We start from the raw sequence: 15,681 nt of genomic DNA on the forward strand, positions 1-15,681 counted from the left end.
GAACCGAGGCCTTTCATCATTCTGCTCACACAAAGCCTTAGGCCGCAGTGGAAGCCTTCTGCTGCTTCTTGGCGGCGGCAGCGTCCGCCTCGTCGCGGCGGATCTCCGAGAGCTTCTTCTGGACCTGCTCGGCGAAGATGTACTGCGCTGGACGCTGCTTCGACATGTCGATCTCCGGCGCCATCGGGCCGGTCGTCCTGATGCCGCGCAATGCCACCCACATCGCCTTCAGCGGATTGTTGATCGCAGCGGTCGCTGCGGTCGGCTCGTAGCCGCAATGCGCCATGCAGTCGGCGCACTTCTCATACTTGCCGGTGCCGTAGGTCTCCCAATCGGTGGTGTCCATCAGCTCCTTGAAGGTCTTGGCGTAGCCTTCACCGAGCAGATAGCAGGGCTTCTGCCAGCCGAAGATGTTGCGTGCCGGCATGCCCCAGGGCGTGCACTCGTATTCCTGGTTGCCGGCGAGGAAGTCGAGGAACAGGCCGGAATGCATGAAGTTCCACTTCTTGCCCTTGCCGAGCGCAAAGACGTCGCGGAACAGCTTCTTGGTCTTGGTGCGGTTGAGGAAGTGCTCCTGGTCGGGCGCACGCTCATAGGCGTAACCCGGCGACATCGAGACGCCGACGCCGAGCTCGGTGGTGAAGTCGAGGAACTTTGCGATCTCCTCGGCCGGATGGCCGTCGAAGATGGTGGCGTTGACGTTGACCGTGAAGCCGCGGGCCTTCGCCGCCTTGATCGCGGAGACGGCGCGATCGAACACGCCCTTCTGCGACACTGCCTTGTCGTGATGATCCTTCAGGCCGTCGAGATGCACCGAGAAGAACAGGTAGGGCGACGGCTCGAACAGATCGAGCTTCTTCTCGAGCAGCAGCGCGTTGGTGCACAGCGAGACGAACTTCTTGCGCGCGACGAGGCCGCGCACGATCTCGCCGATCTCCTTGTGGATCAGCGGCTCGCCGCCGGGAATTGCCACCATCGGCGCGCCGCATTCATCGGCTGCGTCCCAGCATTCCTGCGCAGTCATGCGGCGATTGAGGATCGCATCCGGATAGTCGATCTTGCCACAGCCGACGCAGGCGAGGTTGCAACGGAACAACGGTTCCAGCATCAGCACGAGCGGATAGCGTTTGCGGCCAAGCAGCTTCTGCTTGATCAGATAACCGCCGATACGCATTTCCTTGAAGAACGGTATAGCCATTAGACGATTTTCTTTCTGCACTTATCAAAGGGAAGTGGGTTCAGATCAGCCCGCAGTCAGTTCGGCCGGCAGCCGGAATTCGATATTCTCTTCGCGGCCCGGAACGACCGAGACCGACACCGGTCCGATGCGCCGCAGGGCCTCGATCACATCGTCGACCAAAACCTCGGGCGCTGAAGCGCCCGCGGTGATGCCGACGGCCTTCGCATCCTTCAGCCAATCCGGGTTGAGCTCGCTCCCATCGGCAATCAGATAACTCGCGACGCCGACCTCGGTGCCGATTTCGCGAAGTCTGTTCGAGTTGGAACTATTGGCGGCCCCCACCACCAAAATGACGTCCACCAGCTTGCTTAGGTCCCTTACCGCAGATTGGCGGTTCTGTGTCGCATAGCAGATATCCCTGATGTCCGGGCCTTGAATATCTGTAAATTTTGCCTGAAGAGCCGCGATTATGTCCCTGGTGTCGTCCACGGACAACGTGGTCTGGGTGATGTAGGCAACCGGGGCGTCGGTCGGCAGCCTCAGTTCCGCCACATCCTGAACGCTCTGGACCAGCAGGACCGGCCCCGGAACCTGCCCCATGGTGCCCTCGACCTCGGGGTGGCCGGCATGCCCGATCAGGATCAGGGCGCGGCCCTTCGCGATATAGCGTTTGCCCTGGTTGTGGACCTTGGTGACAAGCGGGCAGGTGGCATTGAGCACGGGCAAGTCGCGCTCGGCAGCCTCCTGCTCGACGCTCCTCGCCACGCCATGGGCGCTGAAGACGGTCACCGCCTTGGCCGGCACTTCCGACAGGTCCTCGACGAAGATCGCGCCCTTCTTCTTCAGGCTTTCGACCACGTATTTGTTGTGAACGATCTCGTGGCGGACATAGACCGGCGGGCCATACTTCTGCAACGCGCGTTCGACGATCTCGATCGCGCGTACAACGCCCGCACAAAAGCCGCGCGGCTGAGCAAGAAAAACTTCCATCGGACTTTCGCTACGCAAATTGCACCAATCTCATTCAATGCCCTGCGGCCGTTTCGGCAACGCACTCCACACGTCGGACGCCGCAACGTCAGTTGCAATGTCCGCACCATCACAGGTCCTGCACGGGATCCGTGCCCCAAACGCATGGAAATACAGGCTTTTGTGGCAAAAAGGTAGCGCCTCGCGCGGGTGGGCGGTCAACCAGGAGGGGTGTATGAGGTAATATGGTGTGGATTTCGGGCCCTGCGACCCTCAGTCCCCCTCACTTGTTCGTCACTTTATCGCCCTCTGATGCGGTTTATACCGGCCACTCGTGGCCGTTTCCTGTCGTTTGGAACCTCCTCGCCATCGCGTCGAGGAAGGTAACCAAAACAACATTAGATCGGTCCCGGGAACTCCGCTACAGAGCGGGCGTTTTCGGCCATGCTTCCCCGAGATTAGAAAGAAACGAAGTGCTGACAAATATTGTCGTCTCCGTTGTTCGAACCTGTACGCGTTTTGCCCTTCCGGTTGTGATTTTCGCTGTGCTGCTGTCGATCGGCGCCGGCTTCTATACGGCCCGCAACTTCTCGATCAACACCGACATCAACAAGCTGATCTCGCCCGATCTGGATTGGCGCAAGCGCGACAACCAGTTCGAGGAGGCGTTTGATCGCGAGCGGCTGATCCTGGCCGTGGTCGAGGCCGCGACGCCGGAGCTGACCAGCTCGGCCGCGAAGGCGCTCACCGCGAAGCTGCAGGCCGACAAGAAGAACTTCGAGGCGATCACCGCGCTCGGCTCCGGCGAGTTCTTCGAGAAGAACGGCTTGCTGTTCCTGCCCACCGAAGAGGTCGGCAAGGTCACGGGCCAGCTCGGATCGGCCGCGCCGCTGATCGAGATCATGGCGGGCGATCCTTCGATTCGCGGGCTGACCGGCGCGCTCGAGACCGGCCTTGCCGGCGTCAAGCGCGGGCAGGTCAAGCTCGACAATGCCGCTCCGCCCTTCAACCTGATCTCCCAGACCGTCGAGACCATCCTCGCCAAGGGCAACGCGACCTTCTCCTGGCGCGAGCTCACCAGCGACACGCCGCTGACTGATTCGGACAAGCGCGCCTTCATCGAGGTCAAGCCGATCATCGACTATTCGGCGCTGGAGCCGGGCAAGGCCGCAACCGACGCGATCCGGCAGGCGGCCGCCGATCTGAAATTCCCGACCGAGTATCACGCGCGCGTCCGCCTGACCGGACCCGTGCCGATCGCCAACGAGGAATACGCCACCGTGCAGGACGGCGCGATCACCAACGGCATCGGCACCGTGGTGATCGTGCTGGTCATCCTCTGGCTGGCGCTGCATTCCGGCAAGATCATCTTCGCCGTGTTCGTGAACCTGTTCATCGGCCTTGCGCTCACCACGGCGGTCGGTCTGATGATGGTCGGATCGCTGAACCTGCTCTCGATTGCCTTCGCGGTCCTGTTCATCGGTCTCGGCGTCGACTTCGGCATCCAGTTCAGCGTCCGCTACCGCTCCGAGCGCTTCAAGAACGATAATCTCACGCTGGCACTTGAGAACGCGGCGCGCCGCTCGGCGGTGCCGCTGTCGCTTGCGGCGATGGCGACCGCCGCCGGCTTCCTGTGCTTCCTGCCGACCGACTACAGGGGCATCTCCGAGCTCGGCAAGATCGCCGGCGCCGGTATGCTGATCGCATTCCTCACCAGCATCACGGTGCTGCCGGCGCTGCTCGATCTGCTCAACCCGCCGGGCGAGAAGGAGCCGGTCGGCTATGCCTTCCTGGCGCCCCTCGACCATTTCCTTGAAAAGCACCGCATCCCGATCATCGTCGGCACGATCTTGATCTCCGTCGCTGGTCTGCCGCTGCTCCACTGGATGAAGTTCGACTTCAATCCGATCAACCTGCGCAGTGCGAAGGTGGAATCGATCGCGACGTTCCTCGACCTGCGCAAGGACCCGAACACCGGCGCCAACGCCATCAATGTGATGACGCGCTCGGAAGCCGACGCCAAGAAGATCGAGGCCAAGCTCGAGAAGCTGCCGGAAGTGTCGCGCGTGATGTCGCTCGACAGCTTCGTGCCGGACGACCAGCCGGCCAAGCTGAAGCTGATCGCGCAGGCGGCCAAGACGCTCAATCCGGCGCTCAATCCGGATTCGGTCGATCCTGCGCCGTCCGACCAGGAGAACATTGAGTCGCTGAAGAGCTCGGTCGACAGCCTGCGCAGGACCGCCGGCGACAACAAGGGGCCGGGTGCGGTTGCGGCGCGCCGGCTGGCCGACGCGCTGCAGAAGCTTGCCGATTCGAACCAGGCGACCCGCGACAAGGCGCAGGAGGTGTTCGTCGCGCCGATGAAGATCGTGTTCGACCAGCTCAAGAACACGCTGCAGGCCCAGACCGTCACGCTGCAGAACCTGCCGCCGGAACTGGTCGCGAGCTGGAAGACCAAGGATGGCCTGATGCGCGTCGAGGCGGAGCCGAAGGGCGATCCGAACGACAACGACAATCTGCGCCGCTTTGCCGACGCTGTGCTCGTTGCCGAGCCGACCGCGATCGGTGGACCGATTTCAATTCTGAAATCTGGCGATGTCGTCGTGGACGCCTTCATTCACGCCGGCATTCTGGCGCTTGTGGCGATCAGTGTGCTGCTGTGGCTGGCATTGCGCCGTGTCGTCGACGTGCTGCTGACGCTGGTGCCGCTCCTGGTCGCCGGCATCGTCACGCTGGAGATCTGCGTGCTGATCGGGCTGCCGCTCAACTTCGCCAACATCGTCGCGCTGCCGCTGCTGCTCGGCGTCGGCGTGGCGTTCAAGATTTACTATGTCACGGCGTGGCGCCAGGGCAGAACGAATCTGCTGCAGTCGAGCCTGACGCGTGCGATCTTTTTCAGCGCGCTGACCACGGCGACCGCGTTCGGCAGCCTGTGGCTGTCCAGCCATCCCGGCACTGCGAGCATGGGCAAGCTGCTGGCGCTGTCGCTGGTCACCACGCTCGCCGCGGTGTTGCTGTTCCAGCCGGCGCTGATGGGCAAGCCGCGCGAGGTCGGCAAGGAGGAAGATATCGCCAACGACGTCACCTGACGTCTTCGGCGCCTGACGCCCTGGCGGTCTGCTTTCGATCAGGCTCCGGCGGCAGCGCCGCCGAGCCCGTGATTTCGGCGCTAAGCGCGCCAGTCAATCCTGGCGCGCTCGAGCATTGGAGTGCTCTCGCGCGCGACCACACCGCTTGACGGTGTGGCCGGCTCGCTGCCGCTAACGCGTCGGCTTTGCGATGTCCGGGAGCAGGCAGATATCGCCCACGAGATCGGCCGACGCATTGGCGTTGGCTGGCGGGTTGACCGCCTGCTTTTGAGCCGGCTTGGTGGCAGGCGCCACGACGCCGGTGGTTTTTGGCGCTTGAGGCGCTGCCGATTTGGGCAGGGCGCCCTTCGCAGCAGGGTTGCCGGCGACGCTGACCGGGATCGGCGGACTGACGCGGGTCCAGGTCTCGCCGCCGCACAGGAAGCCGAGCACGCAGCCCTGGATCTCGAGCTGATCGGTGCCGACGGGCTTGATGGTCGAGCTGTAGAGCTGGCCATCCTTGGCGTTGTAGACCTGACCTTCCCACGCATCGACGCCGGCCTTCTTCTTCATGTCGATCAGGATCGGCATGCCGAGCGTCGGCCGGCTCTGCTTCGCGGGATCAGGATTGTTCTTATCCTTGCCGCCGGGGGTTTTTTCCCAGGACACCGCACCCCACATGCTGCCATTACACTGGGCGAGGCGGATGGTTGCGACACCGTCTGCGACCTTCCAGTCGCCGGTGGGGTCCGCAGCAAGTGCCGGTGATAATACGGTGGCCAAAAATAAACCTGAAAAGGCTATTGTACGCGCGAAAGTTCTTGGGCAGTGCAACATGGTCCAAACCTGTGCTTAACTGGACGATCCGAGCGGGGGTCAAAACGCCGCGAGCGAGCGTTTTAAGTTGACGAGATGGCCATCAACCGACGTATGTAACGAATGGTAAGTTCCAATTTAGACGTTTCCGAGATTTTTGTGGAGCGGGAGGGGCAGCGCGGTGCCATGCACACGCGTCACCTCAACGAGCAGCTCGTTCGCGTCCTCAAGACCATCGGCTACGACGTCGGCTTCCAGAAGGGGCAAGGCCAATACCTCTTCGATCGTCAGGGGGCTCGTTACCTCGATCTATTGAGCGGATTTGGCGTTTTTGCGATCGGCCGTAATCATCCGGACCTGCGCAAGGCGCTGAAGAGCGTGCTCGACGCCGATCTGCCGAATCTGGTGCAGCTCGACGTCTCCACGCTCGCCGGCGTCCTCGCGGAACGGCTTCTGGAATATGTTCCATATCTGGACAAGGTGTTTTTCGCCAATTCCGGCGCCGAAACCGTCGAAGCCGCGATCAAGTTCGCGCGCGGCGCCACCGGCCGTCCCGGCATCGTCTATTGCGGGCATTCGTTCCATGGCCTGTCCTACGGCGCGCTGTCGCTGACCGATGATTCGAATTTCCGCAGCGGCTTCGAGCCGCTGCTGCCGGGCTGCACCCCGATACCCTACAACGATCTCGAGGCGCTGGAGAAGGCGCTGTCGTCGCGCCAGGTTGGCGCGTTCATCGTCGAGCCGATCCAGGGCAAGGGCGTCAACATGCCCACCGACGAGTTCCTGCCCGGCGCGCTGGCGCTGTGCCGCAAATACGGCACGCTGTTCATCGCCGACGAGATCCAGACCGGCATCGGCCGCACCGGAAAGTTCCTCGCAGTCGAGCACTGGGGCATCGAGCCCGACATGGTGCTGCTGGCGAAGGCGCTCTCCGGTGGTCACGTGCCGATCGGCGCGCTGCTGACGCGCAAGAACATCTTCGACAAGATCTTCAACCAGATGGACCGCGCGGTCGTGCATGGCTCGACCTTTGCGAAGAACGATCTGGCGATGGCCGCCGGCATCGCCACGCTCGACGTCATCAAGGCCGAGAAGCTCGTCGAGAACGCCGCCAAGCGCGGCGCCGAGCTCCGCCTTGCGCTGACCCGCATGGTGCCGGGCTACGAATTGATGAAGGAAGTCCGCGGCAAGGGCCTGATGATCGGCGTCGAGTTCGGGCCGCCGAAATCGCTGCGCCTGAAGGCATCGTGGAATCTGCTGGAGACCGCCAACAAGGGTCTGTTCTGCCAGCTCATCACGGTGCCGCTGTTCAAGGATCACAAGATCCTGACCCAGGTCGCCGGCCACGGCCTCCACACCATCAAGCTGCTGCCGCCGCTCGTCATCACCGAACAGGACTGCGCCTGGATCGAGAAGTCGTTCGACGAGGTGATCGCCGGCAGCCACAAGGTGCCCGGCGCGATCTGGTCGCTCGGCAAGACGCTGGTCGACAACGCGGTGCGCAAGTCGGCGTAAGCCTGAAGCTGACTCATCCGACATTGCGAGCTGGGTAAGGCGGATTAGCCGAAGGCGCAATCCGCCGACGGTTGCAACCGACGAGGGACTGACGGCGGGTTACGCTGCGCTAACCCGCCCTACGTATCTCACCCCTCCTTGTTGGCGCGCATCGCGCTCTCGAACTTGTCGCCGAATTCGGTCAGCTCGTCGGCGCCGAGATCGCTGACGGCCCAGTAATTCAGGCCGCGGTCGCTCCAGCGGCGGATGTTGAAGCCCTGCAAGGTCGAGATCTTCGCCGGGTGCCGTTCGGTGTTCGCCGTCTGCGCCACGAACAGGTTGATGACGTGCTGGCGCCGCTTGTAGACCACGGCGCCGATCTCGCGGGTGTTGACGTAGTCGAGCCGGCCGCCGATCAGGGTGAAGCCCTGCGCGGTGAGGTCGATCACCGGTGGCGAGACGTCGAGCTTGCCGTTGAACCAGGGCTTGACCGTGTGCTGATCGGTCGAGATCACGTCGGTGAGGTGGCCGGCCTGCAGCGAACGCAGATGCGCCGACACCACCTCGCTCTCGATGCGCTGCTCGTCGTCATTGCGCAGCACGACCGCGACAAGGCCGGTCGCGGCCATCGCCGATACCGCGGAGCCGAGAGCGAAACCACGCAGCACCGAGCGCCGGCTCGGCGCCGCCTGCACCTGCACCTGCGGCAATGCCTTCTCGATCTTGCGGCGCAGCTCGAGCGGCGCCTTGTAGCGCACGTCGCTCTCGGCGATCGCCTGGCGGATCTCCTGATACTCCTTCATCAGGGCGGCGCAATGCGCGCAACCCTCGATGTGGGCTTCCACTTCGCGTGCATGGCCGGCGTCGAGTTCACCGTCGATCAGCGCGTGGACCAGCACTTCGGCTTCCTCGCAGGTCATTTCACTTGCTCCTGTTCCGCAAGCCAGGCCGATCGCAGCATGGCGCGGGCGCGCGCGAGGCGGGACATCACGGTGCCGACCGGCACCGCGGCGACATCGGCGATCTCGCGGTATGAAAGATTCTGGATTTCCCTGAGCACGAAAGTCTCGCGGAACGGTTCGGCGAGCGCCGCGACCAGCTTGCGCACGGTGTCGCCGTCGAAACGGCGCAGCAGCTGCTTTTCCGGTGTCTCCGGGGCTTCGTTCCAGAGCGGGGTCTGCTCGCCGCCTTCGGGCAGCTCCTCGACCGCGGTGGGGGCGGTCTTGCGCCTTGCATATTCGGCGCGGCAGACATTGCGCAGGATCGCGAACAGCCACGGCTTCATGGCAGGTCCCCGGTAACTGTCGAAATGCTTGTAGGCGCGCAGATAGCATTCCTGCACCGCATCTTCGGCGTCGGCGGCATCGCGCAGCAGGTAGCGCGCCAGCGTGTAGGCGTCGTCGAGATACGGCAGCGCGGCCTCGCGGAAGCGCCGCGCCTTCTCGGGATCGTCTTGCGACGCTTTGACAACCATCGTGTCCTGTCCGGCTGGTCGAGAGACGGCTTGTGCCCGGCCGGGGGCGGAGGGCCACCGGCCAGGTATGGCTGTGATTGTACGGGTGGTCACGTTACCCAACCTTGATATTGCCTGTCATGTGCGGATGCAGCGAGCAGAAATACTTGTACTCGCCGGCTTCCGTGAAGGTGAACGAGAAGGTGCCGTCAGTATCCATGGTCTTGGAGCGGAATTTGCCCGCACACACCACGGTGTGCGGGATGTCGTCTCGATTGGTCCAGGTCACGGTGGTGCCGACCTTCACGTCGAGCGGGTTCGGCGTGAACGAAAAGTTGTCGATATGGACCGCGGTGTCTTCGGCGCGGGCCGCCGTGACCGGCAGCAGCATGGTCGCGACCACGGCTATACCGAAGTCGCGTCGATTGATCGAACTCATCGGTCTCTTCCTCAACCCTGCAGCGGCGTGTCGATGATCGCCAGCGGCTGGCTGTTCTGCTTGAAGTTGATGCTGGCGACGCCGAGCATGCTGCGCAGCTTGGCATCCTCGACCTTCATCGGGCCGGGCGAGGGCGCGGAACCGGGCGCCGGCTGCGGGAAGGCGGTCGAACGCGCGGTGTGGAAGGTGACGTTGCCCTCGACCTTCTGCATCACCTGGTGGATGTGGCCGTTGAGCACGGTGACCGAGCCGAAGCCCTTGACGTATTCGAGCGCGCGGGCGCCGTCCTCGGTGCCCCAGCCCCATTGCGGATAGACCGTCCACAGCGGGATGTGGGCGAACAGCACGATCGGCGTCGACTTCGAACGGCCCTTGAGGTCGTTCTCCAGCCATTCCAGCTGCTCGTTGCCGAGATTGCCGAGGCCGCCGCCCTTGAGGTCGACGACGTTGACGAGGCCGATGAAATGCACGCCGCCGGCATCGAACGAATAGTAGCCCGGACCCTTGGTGCCGCGGCCGTAACGTTCCTTGTAGAGCTTGACCTCCTCGTCGATGAAGTCGTGCTCGCCCGGCACGTAGTGCACGTCGAGCTTGGCCTGCGAGATGATGCGATCGGCGTCATCGAATTCGGACGCCTTCGACAGATGCGTGATGTCGCCGGTGTGGATCATGAAGGACGGCTTGACCTGCATCGCGCGGACCTTGTTGATTGCCTCTTCCAAGGTGCCGATAGCGTTCGGGTTGGCCGGCTTGTCGAAGCCGACATGGCTGTCGCTGATCTGCATGAAGGTCATGCCGGTGGGCTCTGCAGCCTGGGCCGAGCCGATGATGCCGAGCGAATGCGGCACGCCGCCGGTGACGGTCCACAGCACGCCGGTTCCGGCCCAGGTCATGCATTCCAGTACCTTGCGTCGGCTGACGCCTTTTTCCTCATCGTGGTGGTCGTGATCGTGTCCGCTCATGGCAAGTCTCCCGTGGGCCCCAGGGATTGGGTTTCCGGGTAGGTGATCAGGGGTGCCGGGGCTTTATTCCCGGGGCTGCGGCGGTGCGTCGGGACGCGATGACGATTTCGTGAGGGCCCGCGCGACAGGTGGACGCAAGGGCAAGATGCGTCATTGCCGCCCAACGGCTTGCGGCGCTATCGACCCATCAAACCACTGATCGGCCGGAGGAAACCATGGGCGACGTGACCGGCGGCTGTCACTGCGGCGCGATTCGTTATGAGGTGACCGGGGAACCGATCGTCCATGCGCTGTGTCATTGCAGCGATTGCCGGCGTCATGCCGGCGCGCCGATGGTCGGCTGGGTGATGGTCGCCGAGGACATGGTCAAGCTGACCAAGGGGCAGCCCAGGATCTACCAATCCTCGGAGCACGGCCGGCGGCACTTCTGCGCGGATTGCGGCACCGGGCTTTTCTACACCAATGGCAACATGTTGCCCGGGTTCATCGACATTCAGAGCGGCACCTATGACGACCCCGGCGGGGTGCCGGCCGTCGTGCATATCCAGGTCGCCGAGCGGCTGCGCTGGATGGAAGATGCGCATGAGCTGCCGACCTTCGACCGCTTTCCGCCGCCGGCATGACCGGCGATCGGCGATGATGCGTGCCGCAACATGGAAACGCTGCGCAACATAGATGAACGGCCGCAACAAAGCTGTCTTGCAGCCGTCAGCATAATGTCAGCGCTGCTGCGTAATGATGCCGGACTTCATTCGCCACACCGGGAGATCACCATGAGCGACCACGCAGGCGTTGAGCATCACCACAAGGCAGCTGAACATCACGAGCACGCGGCGCGTCATCACCGCGAAGCCGCCAAGCACCACGAAGCCGGCGACCATCACAAGGCGGCGCATCACGCCCACAGCGCCCATGGTCACGCCAGCCATGCCCAGCATCACCACACCGAGGCGAGCCGGCATCACGCCGAGCACCACGGCAAGCACTAATAACCGTTCCAGTACTGCGTGCGTGGCTTCCGCCGTCCCCGCCAGGGGACGGCGCTTTTCTTTTTGATCTACTCCGCGCGTCTTGCAAACGTCCTGACCGCGGCAACCTTCAGCTCCGGCGCCTCCTGCGCGACGCAATGCCCGACGCCGTCGAACGTCCAGCGGCTCGCGTGCGGGATCAGCGCCGCGGCTCGGTCGGCCATCAGCTTGTAGACCGATCCTGACTGCTCGGTGGTGGCGATGCAGACCGGGCAGGTGATCTCGGAGAGCCACGGGAATGGATTGCCGCGGGCATCGCCGGTGTAAATCTGTTCCATCGCCTGGACGATCGGCAGCAGCAGCGCGGACTCGATCTCCGGCGTGCAGCGCAGCCGCACGCGGCCGTCGTCGAGCTTAGCAAACCCGTGATGGACATAGGCCCAAAGCGATCGCTCGGTCCATGGCGCGAACGCGGGCGCGGTGCGCAGCCGCTGGAACAGCGCATCCGCGCTGTCGAACTCGGCCCGGCGGCGCAGCGCGCCCTGCACGGACGCGCTCGACATCTCGCTCAAGCCGGCGGTCCGCGGCGCGTGCGGGTCCATCACGGTCGGCTCCGTCACGAACAGGCGTGCGAAGCGGTCCGGCATCAACTTCGTGGCAAGCAGCAGGTCGGTCGCGCCGGCGCTGTGGCCTATGCCGTAGATGTTATGCAGGTCGAGGCGTTCGGCCACCATGCAGATATCTTCGGCGAAATCCTGGAAGTGATAGCGATCGGCTGATGGCTTGTGGCTCAGGCCGTGGCCGCGACGGTCGAGCGCATAGACCGTATAGTCGGCGGCGAACGCCTCGGCCACTTCGGTCCAGACCTCGGCGACGAAGCCGGTGCCGTGCAGCAGCAGCGCGGGCGGCTTGCCGGAAGCGGGCTCGCCCCATCGCGCCACCGCGATCGCGGTGCCGGCATCGCCAACGAGAATTCGCTGCGGCTGCGTCATCGTCGCTCTATCGCGCATCCTGCAAAATCATCGTGGCGGCCTTCTCGGCGATCATCGCGGTCGGCGTGTTGGTATTGCCCGAGGTGATGGTCGGCATCACGGAAGCATCCGCGATGCGCAGGCCGTTGAGGCCGTAGAAGCGCAGGCGCTCGTCGACCACGGCCATCGGATCGCTGGCCATGCCCATCTTCGCGGTGCCGACGGGGTGGAAGATCGTGGTGCCGATGTCGCCGGCGGCCTTGGCCAGCGAGGCGTCGTCGTCGCCGACCGCCGGACCGGGCAGGAATTCCTCGGGCTGATATTTCGCAAGCGCCGCCTGCTTCATCAATTTGCGCGTGGTGCGGATCGCATCGGCTGCGACCTGGCGGTCATCTTCGGTCGACAGATAGTTCGGCGCGATCGACGGCTTGTCGTCGGGCGCGGTCGATTTGATCCGCACGGTGCCGCGCGAGGTCGGCTGCAGATTGCAGGCGCTCACCGTGATCGCCGGGAAGCGGTGCAGCGGATCGCCGAACTTGTCGAGCGACAGCGGCTGCACATGGAACTGGATGTTGGCGCGCGAGCGCGTCGCGTCCGAGCGGGTGAAGATGCCGAGCTGCGACGGCGCCATGGTCAGCGGCCCGCGGCGGCGGAACGCATAGTCGAGGCCCATCAGGCCGCGGCGGACCAGGTTGTAATAGGTCTCGTTCAGCGTGCGCACGCCCGACACCTTGTAGATCGCGCGCTGCTGCAGATGGTCCTGCAGATTATGGCCGATGCCCTGCACATCGGCTACGATGTCGACGCCGAGCGGCGACAGCCATTCGGCCGGGCCGATGCCGGAGCGCTGCAGCACCTGCGTGGTTCCGATCGAGCCGGCGCAGAGAATCACTTCGCCCTTGGTGCGGGCCTCCACCACCTCGTTGCCTTGCTCACTTCCCTGGCGGAACAGCACGCCGGCGGCGCGGCCGCTCTCGATGATCAGGCGGTCGACCAGCACGTCAGTCTCGAGCCGCAGATTGCTGCGGTTCAGCACCGGCTTGAGGAAGCCGCGCGCCGACGACCAGCGCCGGCCGCGCTTCTGGTTGACGTGGAAATAGCTGGTGCCCTCATTGTCGCCGGTGTTGAAATCGGGAATGCGCTTGATGCCCATCTCTTCCGCGGCATCGCCGACGGCGTCGAGGATCTGCCATGACAGCCGCGGCGCCTCGATGCGCCAGCCGCCGCCGACACCGTGATGCTCGCTTTCCCCGAGAAAATGATCCTCGAGCCGCTTGAACGCCGGCAGCACGTCGCTGTAGCTCCACCCCGTGAGGCCGAGCTGCCGCCAGTGATCGTAATCCGCGGCCTGGCCGCGCATCGAGATCATGGCGTTGATCGCCGACGAGCCGCCGATCACCTTGCCGCGCGGATAGGCGAGCGCGCGGCCGTTGAGGCCGGGCTCCGCCTCGGTCTTGAACATCCAGTCCGAGCGCGGATTGCCGATCGCAAAGAGATAGCCGACCGGGATGTGAAACCAGATCCAGTTGTCCTTGCCGCCGGCTTCCAGCAGCAGCACGCGCTTCTTCGGATCGGCCGACAGGCGGTTGGCCATGATGCAGCCCGCCGTGCCTGCGCCGACGATAATGTAGTCGTAATCACCCTCGAGCCTTCGCGGCATGTCCTCGTTCCCGGCAAGCGTCTCTTGTTGGTCCCTATTAGTCAGACGCAGCCGGTCGAGACAAGCCCGGCGAATGACGCCGGGCATGCGCTGGATTGATCAGGGACGGGTGGGTTCGGCGAGTGTGACCTCGGGGCCGGGCCGCGGCACACAGAGGATGAGGGTCAGCATACCGATCGCGAGCAGCGCGCCGACGAGCGCGAGCGGTGCGTAGATGCTCCCGGTTGCCCACTGACCGACGCGCTCCGGATAGGCCATTGTTTCCGGTCGCCTTGCCTGCTTAGATCGTGCAGCCGAGCCCGGCCGGGCGATGCAGCAAGTTCCTCGGGATGCCGTATCCGGATTTCGGCTGGAGCGATTGCCATGAACAAAATTGTTCTAACGCTGCTTGCCTCCGCGGCGCTCTGCGCTTCGCTGCCGCACAGCGCGCATGCTGAACTTGATGTCGTGAAGCTGAAGGGCGCGATCGAGAAGTCGGTCGAGACCGACTATCCGAAGCTCGACGCGCTTTACAAGGACATTCACGCCCACCCGGAGATCGCTTTTCAGGAGGAGAAGACCGCGGCCAAACTGGCTGCCGAAATGCGGGCGCTGGGCTTCGACGTGACCGAACACGTCGGCAAGACCGGGCTGGTCGCGATCTACAAGAACGGCGAGGGCCCCGTCATCATGGTGCGCACCGAGCTCGATGCGCTGCCGATGGAAGAAAAGACCGGCCTTCCCTATGCCAGCCACGACAAGACGATCTGGCAGGGACGGGAAACCTTCGTGGCCCATAGTTGCGGCCACGACATTCACATGGCGAGCTGGGTAGGGACGGCCAAGGCGCTGATCGGCCTGAAGGACCAGTGGCGCGGTACGCTGATGTTCATCGCCCAGCCGGCTGAAGAGATCGTGGCGGGCGCCAAGGCCATGCTGGCGGATGGCCTCTTCACGCGATTTCCAAAGCCCAATTTCGGCTTCGCCTTGCACGATGGCCCGTTCGCATATGGAAACGTGCGCTATCGCGTCGGGATCGGCTCATCGGCTGCCGATGGCCTCTATGTCAAATTCCGTGGCCGCGGCGGGCACGGCGCGGTGCCGCAGGCGACCATTGATCCCGTGATGATGGCCGCGCGCTTCGTCGTCGATGTTCAGAGTGTGATCAGCCGCGAAAAGGACCCGACCGAATTCGGCGTGGTCAGCATCGGCTCAATTCACGGCGGCACCGCGGCAAACATCATCCCCGACGATGTGGTGCTGTTCGGCACCATTCGTACCTTCAAGCCCGAGGTGCGCGCCAAGATGCTTGCAGGCATCGAGCGGACGGCAAAGGCGGTCGCCACCATGTCGAATGCGCCGGAGCCCGAGATTACGATCAGCGAAGGGACCAAGGCCGTAATGAATGATCCCAACGTGGTCGGCATGGCCGAAAAGGTGCTGAAGGCGGCGTTTGGCGACAAATTCGCAACTTCACCGCCGGGCACGCCCAGCGAGGACTATTCGGAATTCGTCAATGCCGGGGTGCCCTCGATGTTTTTCAACATCGGAATCTACGAGCCGGAACGCGTCGCCGCGGCCCGCGAAGGCAACGGCCCACCATTGCCGTCCAACCACTCGCCCTTGTTCGCGCCGGTGCCGGAGCCGACGATCAAGACCGGCGTGACGGCCATGACGCTGGCCGTGCTGAGCGCGTTCGACCAGCAGGCGCGGGGACAATAG

General features: G+C 63.9%; 15 protein-coding genes. 4 read left to right on the forward strand and 11 right to left on the reverse strand.

Annotation, left to right across the window (positions count from 1 at the left end):
- Positions 1-37 precede the first annotated feature (37 nt).
- Together hpnH and ispH are read right to left on the reverse strand one after the other, a co-directional pair.
- Positions 38-1,198, reverse strand: coding sequence for an adenosyl-hopene transferase HpnH (gene hpnH, locus G6P99_RS16200; RefSeq protein WP_029082133.1), 1,161 nt, complete (start codon positions 1,196-1,198; stop codon positions 38-40).
- A 45-nt stretch (positions 1,199-1,243) separates the two neighbouring features.
- Positions 1,244-2,170, reverse strand: a complete 927-nt coding sequence (gene ispH / locus G6P99_RS16205) for a 4-hydroxy-3-methylbut-2-enyl diphosphate reductase (RefSeq protein ID WP_029082132.1) — start codon at positions 2,168-2,170, stop codon at positions 1,244-1,246.
- Positions 2,171-2,622: 452 nt separating this feature from the next.
- Between ispH and G6P99_RS16210 the strand changes: the two genes are divergently transcribed.
- Complete coding sequence (locus G6P99_RS16210) at positions 2,623-5,238, forward strand: MMPL family transporter (RefSeq protein ID WP_165128727.1); 2,616 nt, start codon at positions 2,623-2,625, stop codon at positions 5,236-5,238.
- A gap of 171 nt (positions 5,239-5,409) precedes the next feature.
- Here the strand turns inward: G6P99_RS16210 and G6P99_RS16215 are convergent, their stop codons facing one another.
- Positions 5,410-6,054 carry a DUF2147 domain-containing protein gene (locus tag G6P99_RS16215; protein ID WP_165128729.1) on the reverse strand — a complete coding sequence of 215 codons (645 nt, stop codon included), beginning with the start codon at positions 6,052-6,054 and terminating at the stop codon, positions 5,410-5,412.
- Between the two features lie 102 nt (positions 6,055-6,156).
- On the opposite strand from G6P99_RS16215, the gene hpnO reads away from it, so the two are divergent.
- Positions 6,157-7,548, forward strand: coding sequence for an aminobacteriohopanetriol synthase HpnO (hpnO, locus tag G6P99_RS16220; RefSeq protein WP_029082129.1), 1,392 nt, complete (start codon positions 6,157-6,159; stop codon positions 7,546-7,548).
- A gap of 128 nt (positions 7,549-7,676) precedes the next feature.
- On the opposite strand, the gene G6P99_RS16225 is transcribed toward hpnO, so the two are convergent.
- From G6P99_RS16225 to G6P99_RS16240, 4 genes are all read right to left on the reverse strand, one after another.
- Entirely contained in the window at positions 7,677-8,447 is a 771-nt protein-coding gene (locus G6P99_RS16225; RefSeq protein ID WP_029082128.1) for an anti-sigma factor family protein, read from the reverse strand.
- Positions 8,444-9,001, reverse strand: a complete 558-nt coding sequence (locus G6P99_RS16230) for a sigma-70 family RNA polymerase sigma factor (protein ID WP_029082127.1) — start codon at positions 8,999-9,001, stop codon at positions 8,444-8,446. Before G6P99_RS16230 ends, G6P99_RS16225 begins: the two co-directional genes overlap by 4 nt.
- A gap of 94 nt (positions 9,002-9,095) precedes the next feature.
- The gene (locus G6P99_RS16235; protein WP_029082126.1) at positions 9,096-9,419 is read right to left on the reverse strand and encodes a cupredoxin domain-containing protein; all 324 of its coding nucleotides are present in this window, start codon (positions 9,417-9,419) and stop codon (positions 9,096-9,098) included.
- An 11-nt stretch (positions 9,420-9,430) separates the two neighbouring features.
- The gene (locus G6P99_RS16240; protein ID WP_029082125.1) at positions 9,431-10,381 is read right to left on the reverse strand and encodes a metallophosphoesterase family protein; all 951 of its coding nucleotides are present in this window, start codon (positions 10,379-10,381) and stop codon (positions 9,431-9,433) included.
- Between the two features lie 215 nt (positions 10,382-10,596).
- Between G6P99_RS16240 and G6P99_RS16245 the strand changes: the two genes are divergently transcribed.
- The gene (locus G6P99_RS16245; RefSeq protein WP_165128731.1) at positions 10,597-11,004 is read left to right on the forward strand and encodes a GFA family protein; all 408 of its coding nucleotides are present in this window, start codon (positions 10,597-10,599) and stop codon (positions 11,002-11,004) included.
- Positions 11,005-11,100: 96 nt separating this feature from the next.
- Here the strand turns inward: G6P99_RS16245 and G6P99_RS16250 are convergent, their stop codons facing one another.
- The 4 genes from G6P99_RS16250 to G6P99_RS16265 form a co-directional block, all read right to left on the reverse strand.
- Positions 11,101-11,367, reverse strand: a complete 267-nt coding sequence (locus G6P99_RS16250) for a hypothetical protein (RefSeq protein ID WP_029082123.1) — start codon at positions 11,365-11,367, stop codon at positions 11,101-11,103.
- 71 nt (positions 11,368-11,438) lie between these two features.
- Positions 11,439-12,341, reverse strand: a complete 903-nt coding sequence (locus G6P99_RS16255) for an alpha/beta fold hydrolase (protein ID WP_029082122.1) — start codon at positions 12,339-12,341, stop codon at positions 11,439-11,441.
- Positions 12,342-12,348: 7 nt separating this feature from the next.
- The gene (locus tag G6P99_RS16260; protein ID WP_029082121.1) at positions 12,349-13,980 is read right to left on the reverse strand and encodes a GMC family oxidoreductase; all 1,632 of its coding nucleotides are present in this window, start codon (positions 13,978-13,980) and stop codon (positions 12,349-12,351) included.
- Positions 13,981-14,079: 99 nt separating this feature from the next.
- The gene (locus G6P99_RS16265) at positions 14,080-14,238 is read right to left on the reverse strand and encodes a hypothetical protein (protein ID WP_156928687.1); all 159 of its coding nucleotides are present in this window, start codon (positions 14,236-14,238) and stop codon (positions 14,080-14,082) included.
- Positions 14,239-14,343: 105 nt separating this feature from the next.
- Here G6P99_RS16265 and G6P99_RS16270 point away from each other — a divergent pair, with 105 nt between their 5' ends.
- Entirely contained in the window at positions 14,344-15,681 is a 1,338-nt protein-coding gene (locus tag G6P99_RS16270) for an amidohydrolase (protein ID WP_165128733.1), read from the forward strand.

Source organism: Bradyrhizobium sp. 6(2017), from assembly GCF_011058295.2.
In the GTDB taxonomy this organism is placed as follows: domain Bacteria; phylum Pseudomonadota; class Alphaproteobacteria; order Rhizobiales; family Xanthobacteraceae; genus Bradyrhizobium; species Bradyrhizobium septentrionale.

Bases quoted from the DNA above. Each gene is read 5' to 3' on its own strand.
- ispH (WP_029082132.1), bottom strand. From the start codon at position 2,170: ATGGAAGTTTTTCTTGCTCAGCCGCGCGGCTTTTGTGCGGGCGTTGTA.
- hpnH (WP_029082133.1), bottom strand. From the start codon at position 1,198: ATGGCTATACCGTTCTTCAAGGAAATGCGTATCGGCGGTTATCTGATC.
- G6P99_RS16225 (WP_029082128.1), bottom strand. From the start codon at position 8,447: ATGACCTGCGAGGAAGCCGAAGTGCTGGTCCACGCGCTGATCGACGGT.
- G6P99_RS16255 (WP_029082122.1), bottom strand. From the start codon at position 12,341: ATGACGCAGCCGCAGCGAATTCTCGTTGGCGATGCCGGCACCGCGATC.
- G6P99_RS16265 (WP_156928687.1), bottom strand. From the start codon at position 14,238: ATGGCCTATCCGGAGCGCGTCGGTCAGTGGGCAACCGGGAGCATCTAC.
- G6P99_RS16240 (WP_029082125.1), bottom strand. From the start codon at position 10,381: ATGAGCGGACACGATCACGACCACCACGATGAGGAAAAAGGCGTCAGC.
- G6P99_RS16215 (WP_165128729.1), bottom strand. From the start codon at position 6,054: ATGTTGCACTGCCCAAGAACTTTCGCGCGTACAATAGCCTTTTCAGGT.
- G6P99_RS16260 (WP_029082121.1), bottom strand. From the start codon at position 13,980: ATGCCGCGAAGGCTCGAGGGTGATTACGACTACATTATCGTCGGCGCA.
- G6P99_RS16270 (WP_165128733.1), top strand. From the start codon at position 14,344: ATGAACAAAATTGTTCTAACGCTGCTTGCCTCCGCGGCGCTCTGCGCT.
- G6P99_RS16235 (WP_029082126.1), bottom strand. From the start codon at position 9,419: ATGAGTTCGATCAATCGACGCGACTTCGGTATAGCCGTGGTCGCGACC.
- hpnO (WP_029082129.1), top strand. From the start codon at position 6,157: ATGGTAAGTTCCAATTTAGACGTTTCCGAGATTTTTGTGGAGCGGGAG.
- G6P99_RS16230 (WP_029082127.1), bottom strand. From the start codon at position 9,001: ATGGTTGTCAAAGCGTCGCAAGACGATCCCGAGAAGGCGCGGCGCTTC.
- G6P99_RS16245 (WP_165128731.1), top strand. From the start codon at position 10,597: ATGGGCGACGTGACCGGCGGCTGTCACTGCGGCGCGATTCGTTATGAG.